Source organism: Pantoea sp. B270 (assembly GCF_018726825.1).
Lineage (GTDB): Bacteria > Pseudomonadota > Gammaproteobacteria > Enterobacterales > Enterobacteriaceae > Pantoea > Pantoea dispersa.
The window spans coordinates 55,324-71,949 of the sequence record NZ_JAHCSX010000002.1; the positions used below are offsets into that span (position 1 = coordinate 55,324).

18 protein-coding genes are annotated in these 16,626 nt (G+C 56.6%); 9 read left to right on the plus strand and 9 right to left on the minus strand.

Translation table 11 applies throughout. From position 1 onward, the window contains the following. Nucleotides 1-49: 49 nt before the first annotated feature. Nucleotides 50-1,099, minus strand: a complete 1,050-nt coding sequence (locus tag KOL70_RS16555; protein ID WP_215481056.1) for an NAD(P)-dependent alcohol dehydrogenase — start codon at nt 1,097-1,099, stop codon at nt 50-52. A gap of 108 nt (nt 1,100-1,207) precedes the next feature. On the opposite strand from KOL70_RS16555, the gene KOL70_RS16560 reads away from it, so the two are divergent. Further along, nucleotides 1,208-1,636, plus strand: a complete 429-nt coding sequence (locus tag KOL70_RS16560; RefSeq protein ID WP_215481058.1) for a helix-turn-helix domain-containing protein — start codon at nt 1,208-1,210, stop codon at nt 1,634-1,636. A gap of 86 nt (nt 1,637-1,722) precedes the next feature. Here KOL70_RS16560 and KOL70_RS16565 read toward each other — a convergent pair whose 3' ends face one another. Together KOL70_RS16565 and KOL70_RS16570 are read right to left on the minus strand one after the other, a co-directional pair. Further along, entirely contained in the window at nt 1,723-2,544 is an 822-nt protein-coding gene (locus KOL70_RS16565; protein ID WP_021508741.1) for a Cof-type HAD-IIB family hydrolase, read from the minus strand. A 135-nt stretch (nt 2,545-2,679) separates the two neighbouring features. Then, nucleotides 2,680-3,318, minus strand: a complete 639-nt coding sequence (locus tag KOL70_RS16570; protein ID WP_104187797.1) for a TetR family transcriptional regulator — start codon at nt 3,316-3,318, stop codon at nt 2,680-2,682. 93 nt (nt 3,319-3,411) lie between these two features. Between KOL70_RS16570 and KOL70_RS16575 the strand changes: the two genes are divergently transcribed. Beyond that, a complete protein-coding gene (locus tag KOL70_RS16575; protein ID WP_031279936.1) occupies nt 3,412-4,092 on the plus strand; it encodes an O-methyltransferase in 681 nt (226 codons plus the stop codon). Between the two features lie 57 nt (nt 4,093-4,149). Next, complete coding sequence (locus KOL70_RS16580) at nt 4,150-4,383, plus strand: hypothetical protein (protein ID WP_058781352.1); 234 nt, start codon at nt 4,150-4,152, stop codon at nt 4,381-4,383. 41 nt (nt 4,384-4,424) lie between these two features. On the opposite strand, the gene zigA is transcribed toward KOL70_RS16580, so the two are convergent. From zigA to KOL70_RS16595, 3 genes are all read right to left on the minus strand, one after another. Further along, nucleotides 4,425-5,642, minus strand: coding sequence for a zinc metallochaperone GTPase ZigA (gene zigA / locus KOL70_RS16585; protein WP_215481059.1), 1,218 nt, complete (start codon nt 5,640-5,642; stop codon nt 4,425-4,427). Between the two features lie 158 nt (nt 5,643-5,800). Next, complete coding sequence (locus KOL70_RS16590) at nt 5,801-6,907, minus strand: ABC transporter substrate-binding protein (protein WP_104093516.1); 1,107 nt, start codon at nt 6,905-6,907, stop codon at nt 5,801-5,803. 150 nt (nt 6,908-7,057) lie between these two features. Further along, on the minus strand, nt 7,058-7,810 hold the full coding sequence (locus KOL70_RS16595; RefSeq protein WP_010615761.1) for an IclR family transcriptional regulator: 753 nt from the start codon (nt 7,808-7,810) through the stop codon (nt 7,058-7,060). A gap of 381 nt (nt 7,811-8,191) precedes the next feature. Here KOL70_RS16595 and KOL70_RS16600 point away from each other — a divergent pair, with 381 nt between their 5' ends. The 6 genes from KOL70_RS16600 to KOL70_RS16625 all read left to right on the plus strand — a co-directional run bounded on the left by KOL70_RS16600 (nt 8,192) and on the right by KOL70_RS16625 (nt 13,063). Beyond that, nucleotides 8,192-8,584, plus strand: a complete 393-nt coding sequence (locus KOL70_RS16600) for a RidA family protein (protein ID WP_021508748.1) — start codon at nt 8,192-8,194, stop codon at nt 8,582-8,584. Between the two features lie 193 nt (nt 8,585-8,777). Beyond that, nucleotides 8,778-9,614, plus strand: coding sequence for a transporter substrate-binding domain-containing protein (locus KOL70_RS16605; RefSeq protein ID WP_021508749.1), 837 nt, complete (start codon nt 8,778-8,780; stop codon nt 9,612-9,614). Between the two features lie 53 nt (nt 9,615-9,667). Next, complete coding sequence (locus KOL70_RS16610; protein ID WP_021508750.1) at nt 9,668-10,405, plus strand: amino acid ABC transporter permease; 738 nt, start codon at nt 9,668-9,670, stop codon at nt 10,403-10,405. Beyond that, on the plus strand, nt 10,402-11,046 hold the full coding sequence (locus KOL70_RS16615) for an amino acid ABC transporter permease (RefSeq protein ID WP_021508751.1): 645 nt from the start codon (nt 10,402-10,404) through the stop codon (nt 11,044-11,046). Before KOL70_RS16610 ends, KOL70_RS16615 begins: the two co-directional genes overlap by 4 nt. Beyond that, on the plus strand, nt 11,043-11,780 hold the full coding sequence (locus KOL70_RS16620) for an amino acid ABC transporter ATP-binding protein (RefSeq protein ID WP_215481061.1): 738 nt from the start codon (nt 11,043-11,045) through the stop codon (nt 11,778-11,780). Before KOL70_RS16615 ends, KOL70_RS16620 begins: the two co-directional genes overlap by 4 nt. Nucleotides 11,781-11,791: 11 nt before the next feature. Then, complete coding sequence (locus KOL70_RS16625; RefSeq protein ID WP_215481063.1) at nt 11,792-13,063, plus strand: alanine racemase; 1,272 nt, start codon at nt 11,792-11,794, stop codon at nt 13,061-13,063. A 125-nt stretch (nt 13,064-13,188) separates the two neighbouring features. Here the strand turns inward: KOL70_RS16625 and KOL70_RS16630 are convergent, their stop codons facing one another. The 3 genes from KOL70_RS16630 to KOL70_RS16640 form a co-directional block, all read right to left on the minus strand. Further along, entirely contained in the window at nt 13,189-13,890 is a 702-nt protein-coding gene (locus KOL70_RS16630; RefSeq protein ID WP_088517497.1) for an aspartate/glutamate racemase family protein, read from the minus strand. Nucleotides 13,891-14,040: 150 nt separating this feature from the next. Then, nucleotides 14,041-14,262, minus strand: a complete 222-nt coding sequence (locus KOL70_RS16635; protein WP_010615756.1) for a YdgH/BhsA/McbA-like domain containing protein — start codon at nt 14,260-14,262, stop codon at nt 14,041-14,043. A gap of 106 nt (nt 14,263-14,368) precedes the next feature. Beyond that, the gene (locus KOL70_RS16640) at nt 14,369-16,423 is read right to left on the minus strand and encodes an FUSC family protein (protein ID WP_215481064.1); all 2,055 of its coding nucleotides are present in this window, start codon (nt 16,421-16,423) and stop codon (nt 14,369-14,371) included. Nucleotides 16,424-16,626: the final 203 nt, after the last annotated feature.

Sequence of the window (16,626 nt, forward strand, 5' to 3'; positions counted from 1 at the left end):
TAGCAAAGCCGGCGATTTCAGCCTGAAATCGCCGGCCATGGCTGGGCAATTACCAGCGAGTCGCCAGCATATCAATGACGAAACGGTACTTCACCTCGCCCTTCAGCATACGCGCGAAGGCCGTTTCGATCTCTTCACCGGCGATCAGCTCAATATCTGCCGTGATGTTATGCTCGCCGCAGAAATCCAGCATCTCCTGAGTCTCTTCAATGCTACCGATGGATGAACCGCTGATGCTCAGACGGCGAAACACCAGCGGCGTGACGTTCGGCGACTGATGCGGTTGGTCAGGAATGCCGACCAGCACCAGACGGCCATTGGTCTTCAGCGTCGCGAGGTAAGGATCGAGATCGTGCGGTGCCGCCACGCAGTCAATGATGAAATCAAGCGAGGTCTGGCATGCCGCCATCTGCGCGACATCACGCGACACCACCACGCGCGTCGCACCAAGACGACGTGCGTCAGCGCCTTTTTCCGGCGAGGTAGTAAACAGGGTAACCTCAGCGCCCAGCGCGCTGGCCAGTTTTACCGCCATGTGGCCCAAACCACCCAGCCCCACTACCCCGACGTTATCGCCGGCTTTGACGCCAAAGTGGCGCAGCGGTGACCACACCGTCACGCCCGCACACAGCAGCGGTGCCACGCCCGCCAGCGCCAGATTTTGCGGGATCGACACGACAAAATGCTGATCGACCACCACATTCTGCGCATAGCCGCCCCAGGTGCTGTCGCCGGTGTATTTATCGATGCCGTTGTAAGTGGCGGTGAAGCCCGCTTCGCAGTACTGCTCTTCCTGCTGCTGGCAGAAGTGGCAGGCACGGCAGGAATCCACCATCACGCCCACACCGACCACATCACCGGCTTTGAAGCGCGTAACCTGAGTTCCGGTCTCCAGCACGCGTCCAACGATCTCGTGGCCCGGCACCAGCGGATAACGACTGACCGCCCACTCATTGCGTGCCATGTGCAAATCGGAATGGCATACGCCGCAGTAAAGAATTTCAATTTTTACGTCCTGCTGCTGCAGCGGACGCAAGGTAATCTGGCCGGCAGCGAGCGGTTGCGCTGCATCCTGTGCCACCAGTGCGTTAATTTTCATGGTGCCTTCCTCAAATTCTGGTGTGGGCTGAATGAAGGCGGCAGACTATAATCAACGCGGTGCAGAATTGATAGTAGTCACCATTTGGTGACCATAAAGGAGAGTGCGATGCCTGTCTGGATTGATGGCAAACTGTTTTTCTATGCGGATTCGCCACCGCGCCGTCTGATGGACCTGTTTTCGGTGAAATGGAGCACGATGGTGCTGCACGCGTTGTATCACTGGCCGGGACAGCGCGCCCGAACCGGTGAACTGCAGCGTAGCCTGCAGGGGATTTCGAAAAAAATGCTGTTTCAGACACTGAAAGAGCTGGAGCAGCGCGGCTTAATTGCGCGTCAGGTTTACGAAGTGATCCCACCGAAAGTGGATTACCGGCTGACCGCGCTGGGCATGACCTTCGCCCGGCCGATTGAGCAGATGTATCAGTGGGGATTAGAAAACCAGGCGGCACTGGATGAAATGGAAGCTAACCTTCGCGTGGCAGGCGGCACGCCGGCGGAAAACGCCCGCCCTGCAGCGTCATCCGCCCGTGAATAACCACGCGCGGGTCGCATACTGTCCGTCGCGGCGCGATTTATCACACATTAAATAGCGCCGCAGTTCGTGGATCGATCCAGTGACCGTTAACCAAACGGCGTTTCGCGTGCCAGCAGACGGGCGATGACGTTGAGAGCGCCCTCGTCGTTATTACTTTCCGTCCGATAACGCGCGACGGCTGCCACCGGTGCAGCGGCGTTGGCCATGGCAAAGCTGTAACAGGCCTGGCGCAGCATTTCGATATCGTTGGCGCTGTCGCCAATCGCCAGCACTTCACAATCATCAATGCCCCACTTCTCCTGCAGCAGCGCGATGCCGTGCGCCTTATGACAGCCGGGAATGATTAAATCGACAAAGCCAAATCCGCTTGAGACCGGATGCATGATGTTTTCAATCGCGTTCAGTTCGCTGTGCAGACGTGCCAGCAGCGCCTCGACACCTTCGTGTGCCAGATTCAGCGAAAACTTGAAAATGGTATCGTCGATATCGTACAGGCTGTCGCGCTTCTCCAGCCGGCGATAGTGATTGGCCAGCATGGCGACCACCTCATCCGGCATTGACTTGTGCACATAGGCTCCGTTGCGACCGCACACCACGGTGCTGATCTCCGGTTCTTTGGCGAGAATATCCAGCACCTGATGAACACGTTCCGGCGCCAGTTCACCGCAGAAAATTTCTTCGTTGCTGTCGGATACCCAGGCACCGTTTTCAGCCACGAAGGCGATCTCATCTTTGATAGCGGGAAAATAGTGCTGCAACTGATAATACTGATTGCCGCTGGCGACCACGAAACGGATGCCTTTCTCCTTCAGCAGCGCGTACTGGCGCGCAAAACGCTGCGCGTTGTACTGCTTATTGTCATCGAGAAATGTCCCATCCATATCCACCGCAATCATTTTTACTGCCATCATGCTCTCCCGTCTCTGTGTGCCGTCAATCCATCCGGCTTTACCAAGGTTTTATCAAGCTTACTCGCGGTGTGGATTAATGAGAATGTGAATAATGAGTTTGTTAACCGCTTTCAGAGATTTCCAGCCCATTTTTTACTGCAATTCGGCCCCTTTTTCTCTGATCCAGGCACAGAACATGTCTGCCATATCGCGCGCATAAGCCTGAATTTCTGCTGCGCTGCGCGGCGATTCGGAAAAATGCTTGCCGACGTCACCCAGCGTGCTGTTGATTAAATCCGCCGCCCGCGCCACCTCAGCCGCGTCCCGCTGCGGCAGCAGCTGTTGCAGAAACTCGCACATCACATTCTCGCCATTGGCGCGCGCGGCCTGCACTTCCGGCGCATCCCGGTAAAGCGGCGCGGCATCATTCAGTGCGGTGCGCATCGCCGCCTCTTCACACTCCGAGTGCAGGAACGCCCAGGTCAGCTGGTGCAAGCGCTGACGCGGCGTGGATGTGCTGTCGCGCAGAATCGAACCCAGCAGATCGCCGGTTCGCTGCCACTCTTCGCTCTGCAGACGGAAAAGGATAGCGGCCTTGTTGGGAAAATACTGGTACAGCGATCCAATACTAACGCCCGCCCGTTCGGCCACGCGGGCAGTGGTAAAGCGCGTGGCACCTTCCTGCTCCAGAACCTGAGTCGCCGCCTGCAAAATAGCCGCCACCAGCTCACTGGATCGCGCCTGCTGCGGCTTTTTTCTTTCAGAAATCTTAGCGTTACGTTGTGCGGCCATCGTCTGCTCCTGAACGCGAATAGTGAAATGCGAGTAATTCATCGTATTCTGTTCCTGACGCAAAATCCATCTTCTGATGCAGGAACCCCGATGATGAACACCCTGACTTCCGCGCCGCTGGCGCCGCTGCTTAACTATCTGTTTGAGCTGGCGGATAACATGGCGCATCCCACCAATGAAGCGTTTCGCGTGATGTCCGATGAGGAGCAAACACGTCTGCTGCAGAGCAAAACCGATTACCGCGAACTTTACGGTCATTTAAAAGATGTGCCGCTGGCGGTCTCGCGGGAAACCGGCAAACTGCTGTACATGCTGGCGCGCAGCAGCCGGGCGCAGCATATCGTTGAGTTTGGTACTTCGTTTGGTCTCTCCACCCTGCACCTGGCGGCGGCGGTGCGCGATAACGGCGGCGGTCGCATCATCACCAGCGAGTTTGAACCGGGCAAAGTGGCGCTGGCGCGCAATCATTTTGCCGATGCTGGCGTCAGTGATCTGATTGAAATTCGCGTGGGCGATGCGCTGGACACGCTGAGTCAGGACCTGCCAGCCAGCGTTGATATGCTGGTGCTGGATGGCGCGAAGGCGATCTATCCGGAGATTCTGCAGCTGGTGCAGCCCTGGTTGCGTCCGGGTGCCCTGATTGTGGCCGATGATGCCGATTTCAGCCCGGAGTATCTGGAAATGGTCCATGGCAGCCGCCTCTATACCTCGCTGCCGTTTGCTGATGGCGTCGAAGTTTCAATGTGGCTGGGATCGCCACATAAAGGCGCTTAACAGCGTCACGTTTATGTTATATCGTTACAATCCCGTGCTCTGATTGAGGTTGCTGCGATGAAGGTTACCGTTCCACTGTTAGTGATTGCTTTTGCTTCGGCGAAAGCGGGGGCATTTCAGGCGAAAATCGATCCGTTAAAGCTGGCGCTGAAACCGGCCAATGCACTTGCCAGCACCGATCAGGCGCAGCCGCTGGCGATTGCCGAAGCGCATGCGCGCCTGGCGGCGGCGGTGAGCGGCTGTCAGTGTCCGTTCTGCACCCAGATGCGGCTGATGAATACCGGATTATGATGATAGGTTCGTCGCCGCACAGCCCGCTGCGCGGCGACGCATCAGTCAAACCATGGCTGGAACGGATCCGGCAACTGTGCCCAGCCGTCTGGCCCCAGCGCCATTTCCTCATCGGTCAGTAACGCATGGTGCAGCTGCTGACGCAGCACGGTTTCATCCATATCGATACCGATGATCACCATCTCCTGCCGCGCATCGCCGGTGCCTTCATGCCAGTTTTCGCGGATGTAGTGCAGCGTGTCTGCGTCCTGCGGCCAGCGATCTTCAGGCACGCAGGCCCACCACATCCCGGCCAGCCCCTGCCGCGTGACGCCGCCGGCCTGCGACCAGGATCCGGCGTGACGCGGGCGGGTTGCCAGCCAGAAATACCCTTTCGACCGCACCACGCCCTGCATGTGCTGCGTAATCACCTGATAAAAACGCTGCGGATGGAAGGGACGACGCGCGCGGAAAACAAAGCTGCGGATGCCGTACTCTTCAGTTTCAGGCGTGTGCTCGCCGCGCAACTCTTTCAGCCAGCCGGGGGCCTGTGCCGCAGCATCGAAGTCAAACAGGCCGGTATTCAGCACCTGATCAAGCGCCACCTGACCAAACTGTGCGCGAATAATCCGCGCGCGAGGATTGAGCGAGTGCAGAATCGCGGTCAACCGTGTCTGCTCTACCGCATCAATCAGGTCGGTTTTGTTGAGAATCAGCACATCGCAGAATTCAATCTGATCGATCAGCAAATCGACCACCGTGCGCTCATCCTCCTCGCCGAGCGATTCGCCGCGCGAGCGGACGCTTTCACTGGAATCATAGTCACGCAGGAAATTGTAGCCATCCACCACGGTCACCATGGTATCCAGCGCCGCCACGGTGGACAGGCTTTGCCCCTCTTCATCGGCAAACGTGAAGGTTTCCGCCACCGGCAACGGCTCAGAGATGCCGGTCGATTCAATCACCAGATGATCAAAACGCCCCTCTTTAGCCAGCCAGTTGACTTCCAGCAGTAAATCTTCGCGCAGCGTGCAGCAGATGCAGCCGTTGCTCATTTCCACCAGCTTCTCGTCGGTACGTGACAACGCCGCCCCGCCCTCACGCACCAGCGCGGCATCAATATTCACTTCCGACATATCGTTGACGATCACCGCCACGCGGCGGCCTTCGCGGTTGTTGAGAATATGGTTAAGCAAAGTGGTTTTTCCGGCACCGAGAAAGCCAGAGAGTACGGTGACCGGCAGCCGCCTGAAGCCGCCGTTTGTGGATAAAGCTGACATAATCACTCCTGAATAATGACATCACGCGCACCTGAAAGGGTGCTGATATTGATATGTTATAACATAACAATATGCAGTGTCATGATCGTCGTGCACTTTTTGTGGGGTTTTGCTTTGGGCAGGATGGGAACAGCGGGCCGGGCGCCCGCTGCGGGCAATTACTGGTTGTCCGGATAGCTCAGTTCGATGGCATCGTCCGGCAGTTGAGTGAAGGTCTTTACGAGGGTATGGAAATCAGCCACCGGTTTGAGATCGGCAAACTGCTGCGGATAGAGATCCTTCGCGAGGATTTCCATGCCGATAATGTTGTACGGGTGATTGTAGAAGTGATGATACACCCCATACACGCGCCCCTGCTTCACCGGCGCGATTTGCGCCAGACCGGTACGCTGCAATAACGTCTGAAACGTGGCACGTACTTCCTGCGGCTGCACGCCGTAACCAAACGGCAGCACATTGCTGTTTGGCCGCTTTGAACCGGTCATGATGTAAACATCCGGTTTCATGGCGATGATTTTTTCCAGCGCGACAAAGCCGGCATTGCCTGGCAGCAGTGCCGAACCAATATTTTTGCCGCCGACCGCTTCTACCAGCCCACCCCAGCCATTATGGCTGTGGGTAAAGCAGCAGTTATCGCTGTTACCGGCAATGGGTTCGATAAATACCGTGGGTTTGTTTTTGACCTTCGCAACGGCTTGGGTGATGCGGTCGAAGCGCTGCTGGTAAAAATCGGTGTAGGCTTTGGCTTCGCTTTCGCGGTTCAGCACTTTGCCCAGCAGCGTGACGCTCGGGGCGGTGTTTTGTGCCGGATGCAGTTCATAATCGACGAACAGCACCGGGATGTGCAGGTTGTTCAGCGTGCTCAGCACGCCGGATTGTTCCAGCGCCGGCTTAGCGCGCAGCTGCGCAATCATCAGATCCGGTTTCTGCGCCAGCACGCTTTCCAGATTAACCTGGCCCTGATCGCTGAAGCCCATATCGACAATTTTTGTCGCTTCAGGCCAGCGGCGCTTCAGCATATCCCAGGTTTGCGTATCCTGCTTTTTCGGCAGATTGTTCCAGGCCACAACGCGTTTAAACGGATCGTCGCGATCGAGTAGCGCCAGCGTCAACACATCGCGCCCATCCTGCAGAATGATGTGCTGCGGTTCTTTGCTGATTGTTTGCGTGTGACCATCCATGTCGGTGACGGTGAGCGGATAGTCAGTCGCGCAGGCTGCGGTTGAGACCAGAATCCCCATTGCCAGTAACAGGCGCGTTTTCATGCCAAAACTCCGTGGTAAAAGAAATAGTTATTATTATCAATTACCTTAACACAACCTTAATCACGGCAAAATAAACCCGACGGCACGCGGTTGTAAGCGAATAATACGGCGCCGGGAGCCCGCCGCATTACGCTGTGGCGAAGCAACGGCTCAGGTGAAATCAGACAATTTCTGCCCAGACGCGATCAGTTCCTGCAGCAGCATCTGTCGGCGTTCCGCCGGAGTATCACGGCTGACCATAAAGCAGATTGCCGCAACCGCCTGGCCGCTGCGCGAGCGAATCGGTGCAGCCATACAGCAGGTAAAGCTTTCGGACAGACCTTCGGTCATGCAGTAGCCCAGCTGGCCGGCACGGTGAATCTCTTCGAGGAAGGTCTGCTTGTCGAGAATCTGACCGCTGGCCAGCCGATAATCCTCCTCTGGAATCAGGTCGAGAATGGCGCTGTCCGACCAGTTACTCAGCAGTAAACGACCGGTCGCCGTCCAGGTGATCGGCACGCGCACACCGATATCAGAGGTGATTTTAAACGGATGGGCGTTACTCTCCGACAGCACCACGGTGTATTTGTTACCTTCCAGCATACACAGCTGCACGGTTTCGCCATGACGCGCCACGATCTCAACCATAAGCTGATGTGCACGACGGATCAGATCGTTGTGGGCCATGTAATCCGCACCGTAATAGTGCATTTCACGACCGAAAAACACGGCACCTTCCGCATCAAGCTCAACCAGACCCGCTTCACTCAGCAAACTGACCAGCTCATAAATACTGGAGCGCGGTGCACCGGTCGCTTCGATTAAATCCCGCATCGCCATAGGCTGACGCGCGATATGCAGCTGGCGAAAAATATCAATAACCCGGTCAACACCGCGTGCCCGGGACGTTTTTTCATCCGGCATACGCTCACTCCCCTGTCGTTATGGTGCTACTCATCTGCGTTTAAAAAGAGCTGCATGATACACCCGGCAAACGAAATTACCCATCCCCGCAATAATAAAAATCTTTCCGGCGACTTTATTTATCATGCGCTATTTTCGGGCCCCATTGTGGCGCATAAAAAAGATGGGACTCGCTGTTAAATTCGATAGCGGTCACATTTCCATTCAAAAAAATCACGCACTGGATTTTATTTTGCGATCGCACCAGCACGGCAAAAAATTAATTGCCGATTGCCATATTGCAAAAAAGCAACAGCTGTGCAAATCTCGTCCTATCTGGTATTGCAGATAGCAGTCTGGTATATCAGACAGAAACGGTAGTGTGCAAAGGAGCAGAAAGACATGACGATCAAACGTTATGGCATTGAGGGCGGTACCGGTACCGGTGGGCAAAAATTGCCGTTCGCCCGCGCCGTGGAGGCCGATGGCTGGCTGTATATCTCAGGCCAGACGCCGATGCGCGACGGCGAAGTGGTAGAGGGCGGCATCATCGAACAGACACAGTTAGCGTTCGACAACTGCCTCACCATCATGCGCGAAGCGGGTTATCGCGTGGAGGATGTGGTCCATGTGACGGCGGTGTTGACCGACGCGCGTTATTTCAGTTCTTTCAACAAAGTATTCAGTGAGATATTCAGTGGTCATCCACCGGCGCGTATTTGTAGCGTGCAGGATTTAGTGGTCGACTGCAAAGTCGAAGTGGACATGAAATGTTTCCGCGCCGACCGTAAATAAGTAATACCGTTCAACCAGGCTGCGATGTTCATTTTCTTCGCCAACACCAGGCCAGCCTGATATTAATTAATACATTTGCTTTTTCAAAAAAATAACCCGAAACAGGCGGTGCTGCCGCTGCGCTGGCGATCGTCTATTAAACGGGTGATGCGGAATAACGCCGTCTCGTCAAACATTTAAAGAGAGCATAAAGATGAATGCAACATCGCTGAAATTAAGTGCCAAAACCGTGGCCGGTGCGCTGGTCTTGCTGGCGATAGCAGGCTGTACGCCCACCGAAGAGAAAAAAGAGGCTGGCGCTGCGCCACAGTCGGCGCTGCAAACCGTACTGCAGCGCGGCACATTGCGCGTCGGTGACTGCCTGAGCTTCGCACCGTTCGGTTTTTATGACAAAGACGGCAACCCGGATGGTTACGACGTTGACCTGGCGAAAGCGCTGGCCAAAGAGATGGGCGTGAAGCTGGAAATGGTCAACACCACCAGCGCCAACCGCATCCCTAATCTGCAAACCAACAAAGTCGATGTGGTGTTTTGTAACTTCACCCGCAATCTGGAACGTGCCAAAGAGATTGGCTTCACCCATCCGTACGTAGTAGCCAGTGAGGCAATGCTGGTGCGCAAAAACAGCGGCATTCAGTCTGCGCATGACATGGCCGGCAAAACCATTGCCACGGTGAAAGGCTCGACCAATGGCGACGAAGTGCGCAACCTCGGCATCGACGTGAAAATTCAGGAGTACGACTCATCCCAGGCGGCGATTCTGGCCGTCAAACAGGGTCAGGCCGATGCGATGATCGAGGATAACAACTTCCTCGCTTACCAGGCGAAGCTCGATCCGTCACTGGCCGTGACCAACGAAGCGCTGGTCCCACTGGAGTACAACGCCTTTGGGGTGAAACAGGGCGACCAGGTATGGACCAATTACCTCAACGAATTCCTGTTTGAAATCAACGCATCCGGTGAGAACGCCCAGCTGTATGAGAAATGGTTCGGCAGCAAACCGCGTTATCCGCTGAATCCGCAATACTGATTGTCCGCCCACGGCGCAGTCGCACAGGCTGCGCCGCCTGAAGGAGTCATACCATGAGTTATCAATGGCTAACCCTGTGGCGTTACGCCGACACCTTTCTGGAGGCCGCGTGGCTCACGCTGCAGGTTACCCTGCTGGCGTTCGCGCTGGCGGTGGCGCTCGGTCTGCTGGCCGCGCTGGCGAAATCTTCACCGCTGGCGCCGCTGCGCTGGATCAGCCACTGTTATGTTGAATTCATCCGCAATACGCCGGTGCTGCTGCAAATTTTTATCATCTTTTTTGGCCTGCCGTCGCTCGGTATCACCATGAGCGCTTTTACCGCCGGGGTGCTGGCACTGGGGATTAACGTTGGTGCCTATTTGTCGGAAACCTTCCGCGCTGGTATTCAGTCCGTGGCGAAGGGCCAGCTGGAAGCGGCGTATATCCTCGGCATTCCGCGCCACCAGATTTTCCTCAGCGTGGTGCTGCCGCAGGCGGCTCGCGCCGTCTGGCCGGCGATCATCAATAACCTGATTCAGCTGCTACTCGGTACGTCGCTGCTCTCGGCGATCGCACTGCCGGAGCTGACCGGCACCGCCACGGTGATCAACGCGCGCACCCTGCTTTATATCCAGACCTTCAGCGTCGTTGCCCTGGTGTATCTGGTGCTGAGTAACCTGTTTTCATGGCTTGGCACCGTGGCCGGACGCCGGCTGTTCCACCCGCCGCTGGTGACGCCGGTAAAAAAGTCCGGCTGGCGGTGGGCAAAAAAATGGCTGATTAATCCAGTGAAACGGGAGAATGCGTTATGAGCGAACTTATCATTAGCTCGCTGCCAATTCTGCTGAAAGGGCTGGTCATCACCTTACTGCTGTCCATCGCCGCTATCGCCGGCAGCACCCTGCTCGGTTTACTGGCCGCGGTGCTTCGCACCAGCCGTCTGCCGATCGCCAGAGAGATTGCCGTGCTGTACACCGAGCTGTTTCGCGGCACGCCGGTGCTGATCACCTTGATGTTCATTTACTTCGGCGTGGCCTATTTTGGCTATGAAATCAATCTGTTCGCCGCCGGCATTCTGGGCCTGAGCATTTATCAGGGCGCTTACATTGCTGAAGTGTTCCGGGCCGGCATTGAAGCCGTGCCGAAAGGGCAGTGGGAAGTGTCGTGGATCCTCGGATTATCAAAACGCCAGACGTTTCTCAGCGTAGTGCTGCCACAAACGCGCGGCATCGTGCTGCCGCCGCTGGTGGGTCAGTATCTTTCGCTAATCAAAGATACGTCGATTGTCAGCATGATCGGCATGTCGGAGCTGATGCACCAGGGGCAGGCGATTGTTGATCGCATTGGCCAGCCGGTGGTGGTTTACGGCCTGGTCGCCCTGCTCTACTTCGCTGTCTGCTTTCCGCTTTCCCGTTGGGTTCAACATCATCAAACCAGGAGCCAGTTATCATGAGCAAATCCGCCATTACGCTGAGCCGTATTACCAAATCCTTTGGCGCAACTCAGGTACTGAAAGAGATCAGCCTGGACGTGTCGCCGGGCGAAGTGCTGGGGCTGATTGGCGCCTCCGGCTCGGGAAAAAGTACCGTGCTGCGCATTATGAGTGGTCTGGAAACCGCCGACGGCGGCGAAATCTGGGTTAATGAAGTACCGCTGCACGACCGTAAACGCAGCAGCGAAATTTGCGGCCACGTCGGCATGGTGTTTCAGCAGTTCAACCTGTTCCCGCATAAAACCGCACTCGGCAACGTGACGCTGGCGCTGATCAAAGCACAGAAGCTGTCCGAAGCGGAAGCGAACAAACGCGGCATGGCGGCGCTGACGCGCGTTGGCCTGGCGGAGCGCGCGCATCACTATCCGGCTCAGCTGTCCGGCGGGCAGCAACAGCGTGTGGCGATTGCCCGCGCGCTGGCGGTCGAGCCGAAAATCATGTTCTTTGATGAGGCCACCTCCGCGCTCGATCCCGAACTGGTTGGTGAAGTGATGGAAGTGATGCGCAGTCTGGCACGGGAAGGCATGACCATGGTGGTGGTGACGCATGAGATGGGCTTTGCGCGTAAAACCGCCGATCGCGTGGTGTTTATGGACCAGGGGGTGATCGCCGAACAGGGTTCGCCGGAGCAGATTTTTGTTAATCCGCAGAATCCGCGCACCCAGCAGTTTTTGTCGCGCGTGCTTGAACACTAACAGGAGGCAGGATGTCGATTCACTTCCCTTTGCAGGCCGACGGCGCGCTGGATGCGCTGCAGCCTGCGCCGCGGTTTAAATCAGTGGCCGGAACGGGCAATCAGCCGCTGGCTAACGGCACGCCGGTGTTTAACAGCCCTGAAGTTTTTTCACCGCTGATGCTGATGAAACAATCGGCGCTGGAGAATAACCTGCGGCAACTGGCAGCGTTCTGCCGGGAACACGGTTTGATGCTGGCCGCGCACGGCAAAACCTCGATGTCGCCGGCGATTCTGCGCCGTGCCGTCAGTGAAGGCGGCGCCTGGGGCCTGAGCGCAGCGACGCCGGCCCAGGTGCGCGCACTGCGCCAGTTTGGCATCCGCAACGTGTTTCTCGCCAATGAACTGGTCGATCCCGCCGGGATCCGCTGGATTGGCCAGTGGCAACAGCAGCATCCCGACCACGGCTTTCTCTGTTATGTGGATTCGCTGCAGGGTGTAAAACTGCTTGAGCAGCATCTCGGCGGCGCGCAGATCGCCGTACTGCTGGAGATGTCGGTCAGCGGCGGCCGCACCGGCTGTCGCTCGCCGCAGGCCGCGCTGGAAATCGCCCAGGCAATCCAAGACAGTCGCTCGCTGCAGCTGGTGGGGGTGGCCGGTTATGAAGGTGCGCTGGGTGCCGGACGCGATGCTGCAGGCGTGCAGCGCGTGAAAGATTACTGCGAGATGATGATCGCGACCGCCGCGCTGCTGGCTGAACACCAGCTGTTTGCCAGCGGAGAAATTATTCTCAGCGCCGGCGGTGGCGCGTGGTTCGATGTGGTCGCGGCCTGCTTCAGCGCGGCACAGTTGCCGCTGCCGGTCACGCCGCTGATTCGATCCGGTGCGTACATGGCACATGACAGCGGCTTGTATGCACGCATTGCCCCCTTTGCGCAGCCGGGAGCAACGCACCATTTCAGCGCCGCACTGGAGATCTGGGGCCGCGTGTTATCGCGTCCGGAGCCGGGGCTGGCCTTTGTTGATTTCGGCCGGCGCGATGTGCCGTTCGATCAGGATCTGCCCAATCCGCTGTGGATTCGTCAGGTGGACGGCAGCGCACCGCGCGCGGCCACGCATTTGCGCATCACCGACGTCAACGATCAGCACGCTTATTTGCAGTTACCGGCGGACGATCCGCTGCAACCGGGCGACTGGATTGGCTGCGGCATTTCCCATCCCTGTACCGCATTTGACAAGTGGCGTTATCTACCGTTGGTGGATGATGACTATTGCGTCACCGATTCACTGGAAACAGCGTTCTGACGCTTTTTCAGCCACAAAAAAGGCTGCCAGTGCTGGCAGCCAGTTCTGGCACATCCCTGTGCGACCATGCGGGTCGGCGTTGTGCCTTCAATGAACACATAATAACACAGCTTATAATTAGCAGGCTAGTTATTTGTTGCCAGCGCCAGCTTCACCGCGTCCTGCGCATGGATTAATGTGGTATCGAACAGCGGCACCGCCGCATCCTCCGCTTTAACCAGCAGCGTGATTTCGGTACAGCCAAGGATAATGGCTTCAGCCCCTTGTGCCACCAGCTGAGCAATGATGTCACGGTACTGCGCGCGTGATTCTTCACGGATCACGCCAAGGCACAGCTCCTGATAAATAATGTCGTGCACCGTTTTACGTCCGGTAGCGTCCGGTACCAGCACCTCGATGTCATATTGCTGCTCAAGGCGCCCTTTATAGAATTCCTGCTCCATGGTGAACGCGGTCGCCAGCAGACCGACGCGTTTCACGCCGGCCTGACGAATGCGTTGTGCCGTGGCGTCGGCGATATGCAGCAGCGGAATGCGGGTGGCCGCGGTGATCTGATCGGCGACTTTGTGCATGGTGTTGGTGCACAGCACAATGAAATCCGCCCCGCCCTTCTCCAGGCTACGGCCGGCTTCGGCCAGGATTTCACCGGCCTGCTGCCATTCACCGGCGACCTGCAATTTCTCAATCTGCTGAAAATCGACGCTGTACATCAGGCTGCGCGCCGAGTGCAATCCGCCCAGCTGCTGCTTTACCTGTTCATTGATGATGCGGTAATAGAGCGCGGTGGATTCCCAGCTCATGCCGCCAATCAGGCCAATCATTTTCATCAGTTACCGTTCCCCACGGAAATTAGCTCGTCTGGCACTGTACGGTATTCAATGAAGGCATGAAAGCGTCGCGGCGCTGAACCGCATCGCAGGCACATAAAAGCCCGGGATAACCCGGGCTAAGCACGTTAACGGAGAAAGGGATTGTTATTATTTGTACAGCTCAGCAGTCATGTCCACGCCGTTGTCTGCGCGGGCGCTGGTGATTTTGTAGCTGTCTGCACCACTCGCTTTAGCCTGAGCGGCAACCTGGGCTTCAGCGCTATCCAGGGTGCTGCCGTGGACGGAGATGCTTTCAGCGGCGAAGCTACCGAAAGAGATCATAGAAAGAGCAGCAACAGCAGCGATGGTCAGAGTTTTTACGTTTTTCATGGTCATATTCCTTCAATGTTTGGGTCAGAGCTGAATGCTCTGCATGGGAGTTATAGTAACCATTGTTATTATTACCGACCTAACAAAAAGTGCGATCTTAATCACACTATGTGCGGTTTTGCTCTGGCAGCGGCTGCGGCCAGCGCGCGCCAGGAAAGAGCGACAGACGGATATTGAACAGATGAAACAGCGGCGCAAACAGCGCATTTTCCTGCTGCGCCGCCGCCTCCAGCCGCAGCAGTAACACATCAAGCTCATGCAGCAGCGCAGGCGATGGCGTGCTGTACAGCGTTTTCAGCCGCTGCTTAAGAAACTGACTCAGCTCGTGAAACATGGCCGCGCTTTCTATCTGATTCGCCAGCAGCAGGTGCCGATGACGGGTGTAATAGTCATAGCAGTTAGCACCGAGCCAGGCCTCCGCAATCAGATTACCGCCCGCCACCAGCTCCGGTGCCGGATCGACGCGTTTACGCGGCAGAATCACGTTTACCCTGTCCAGCGTGCGTGCGACAAATTGCTGCCGCGCCGTCAGCGTTGCGGTGTTCATGCGCAGCGCGGTAATAAACTGCAGCAGATCGCGAATGCCTTTACGCAGCGCACGCGTGGCCGTCCACGCCGGGCGTTTGTTGCGAATCAGCAGCGTCAGCACCAGCGCAACGGCAATGCCCACCAGCGTCGAGATCATGGCATTCACTATAAGCTGCAAATCGGGTTTGAAATGGTGGCTCATGCCGATCAAACCGGGGATCTGCGTGGCGACGATGAGACCGATCAGGTTGGTGGACGGATTGGCGATCACCAGCCCTAAAGCAAACAATCCCGGCGCGAGGCAAATCACCAGCGCTTCAAACGTCACCGCCTGCGGGATCAGCAGCGTGACGTAAATCAGGCTGATCGCCATAGAGATCAGTACGCCCTTCAGAAACAGCTTCATTGGCGCGATGGGGCTATCCAGCCCGGCGAAGAACGAACACAGCACCGCCGCCATCATCGGCGCGGTTGAACCATCACGCCAGCCGCTGCCGATCCAGAACAGGCAGCTGGCAAAGGTGGCGATGAAGGCAGTAAAGCACGACAGCAGTAATAGCCCTTTATCGACATGCTTGTGCGCGCGTGACGCCTTGCCCGGTTTCACCGCTGGCGTCCAGTCACTGACGCGCTCGCTGACGCTGTGGTAAGCATCGGCAATACGGACAAAATTGAGTAACCGTTCCAGCAGGCCGATGAGCAAAATGCTCTCTTCACTGTTAAGCCGCCCTGCGCGCCAGGCCTGCTGCAGCTGCTCCTGAGCGCCGGTGAGGCGATCGCGCACCGGCTGTTGCGCGTCGCCGTTCAGCCATTGTAAAAATTGCTGAAAGGCCGTCGCGACATAATCGGGAAAGCGGATCTGCTGCTGTGCCAGCAGATTCAGCCGCGATTCAATGGCGGTGAGCGTCGGGATAAGGTACGACAGATGCTGATACTGCACGCTGACCAGCCGCACCAGCCGCCGCGCGGCATCCCCTTCATAGACGCAGTGGGTGATCAGCGTTTCGACGTTAAGCGGATAGTTGGCCATCTGCACCAGAATATCCTCGCGCTCCAGCGATTTTGCCGCGGGCATCGCCGTCATCAGCTCGCTACACAATTTACGCGCGTTCTGATACCACAGCCCGACGCTCTGTTCGAGCAGATGGCGCATCGAAACCGGGAAGATCAGCCGATGCACCAGGCTGCTGCAGACAATCGCCACGGTGATTTCCTCAATGCGGGAAATCACCGTATAGGTAATGGCGCCGGGCGAGGTCACATCGGGAAAGCCCATAATGGCGGCGCTGTAGCCGGCCAGCATGAAGACGTAACTTTTTGGCGTGCGATCGTGCAGCGAGAGATACAGACAGACGGCAACCCAGAGTGAAATACACAGGCTAAACAGCATCGGCGACTGGACCGTAGCCGGATAGATCAACAGAGTAAACAGCCCGCCCAGCACGGTGCCAAAAAAACGAAACACCGATTTGGACACCGTCGAAGCAGAATAAAGCTGCGAGGCAACATACACGGTGGTCAGTGACCAGGCGGGTTTGTCCAGGTTGAGTTCCAGCGCAAGATAAAAAGCCAGAAAGGCGGCCAGACAGGTTTTGGCAGAGAACAGTACGGCGCTTCGGGAAAACCACTTCATAGAACAGGAGCAACCTATAGCAGGCAACGTTATCGCTTATCCTGACAGAAGCCTGCGGCGATGACATTTTGATTTGTTATACAAATTATTACCGTGCTAATTATCCGGTTCTCTATGCAACTTGCCCATTACAGTGAATGCTGATTCAGGCTGAAATTAGAGTTATAAGCGATATTAAAAAGTTATTTATTGGTTATATAACA

Excerpts from the sequence above, each read along its gene's own strand:
- KOL70_RS16635 (WP_010615756.1), bottom strand. The coding sequence starts at position 14,262 with ATGAAAAACGTAAAAACTCTGACCATCGCTGCTGTTGCTGCTCTTTCT.
- KOL70_RS16560 (WP_215481058.1), top strand. The coding sequence starts at position 1,208 with ATGCCTGTCTGGATTGATGGCAAACTGTTTTTCTATGCGGATTCGCCA.
- KOL70_RS16580 (WP_058781352.1), top strand. The coding sequence starts at position 4,150 with ATGAAGGTTACCGTTCCACTGTTAGTGATTGCTTTTGCTTCGGCGAAA.
- KOL70_RS16610 (WP_021508750.1), top strand. The coding sequence starts at position 9,668 with ATGAGTTATCAATGGCTAACCCTGTGGCGTTACGCCGACACCTTTCTG.
- KOL70_RS16565 (WP_021508741.1), bottom strand. The coding sequence starts at position 2,544 with ATGGCAGTAAAAATGATTGCGGTGGATATGGATGGGACATTTCTCGAT.
- KOL70_RS16575 (WP_031279936.1), top strand. The coding sequence starts at position 3,412 with ATGAACACCCTGACTTCCGCGCCGCTGGCGCCGCTGCTTAACTATCTG.
- KOL70_RS16625 (WP_215481063.1), top strand. The coding sequence starts at position 11,792 with ATGTCGATTCACTTCCCTTTGCAGGCCGACGGCGCGCTGGATGCGCTG.
- KOL70_RS16630 (WP_088517497.1), bottom strand. The coding sequence starts at position 13,890 with ATGAAAATGATTGGCCTGATTGGCGGCATGAGCTGGGAATCCACCGCG.
- KOL70_RS16615 (WP_021508751.1), top strand. The coding sequence starts at position 10,402 with ATGAGCGAACTTATCATTAGCTCGCTGCCAATTCTGCTGAAAGGGCTG.
- KOL70_RS16590 (WP_104093516.1), bottom strand. The coding sequence starts at position 6,907 with ATGAAAACGCGCCTGTTACTGGCAATGGGGATTCTGGTCTCAACCGCA.
- KOL70_RS16555 (WP_215481056.1), bottom strand. The coding sequence starts at position 1,099 with ATGAAAATTAACGCACTGGTGGCACAGGATGCAGCGCAACCGCTCGCT.
- KOL70_RS16605 (WP_021508749.1), top strand. The coding sequence starts at position 8,778 with ATGAATGCAACATCGCTGAAATTAAGTGCCAAAACCGTGGCCGGTGCG.
- zigA (WP_215481059.1), bottom strand. The coding sequence starts at position 5,642 with ATGTCAGCTTTATCCACAAACGGCGGCTTCAGGCGGCTGCCGGTCACC.
- KOL70_RS16595 (WP_010615761.1), bottom strand. The coding sequence starts at position 7,810 with ATGCCGGATGAAAAAACGTCCCGGGCACGCGGTGTTGACCGGGTTATT.
- KOL70_RS16620 (WP_215481061.1), top strand. The coding sequence starts at position 11,043 with ATGAGCAAATCCGCCATTACGCTGAGCCGTATTACCAAATCCTTTGGC.
- KOL70_RS16570 (WP_104187797.1), bottom strand. The coding sequence starts at position 3,318 with ATGGCCGCACAACGTAACGCTAAGATTTCTGAAAGAAAAAAGCCGCAG.
- KOL70_RS16640 (WP_215481064.1), bottom strand. The coding sequence starts at position 16,423 with ATGAAGTGGTTTTCCCGAAGCGCCGTACTGTTCTCTGCCAAAACCTGT.
- KOL70_RS16600 (WP_021508748.1), top strand. The coding sequence starts at position 8,192 with ATGACGATCAAACGTTATGGCATTGAGGGCGGTACCGGTACCGGTGGG.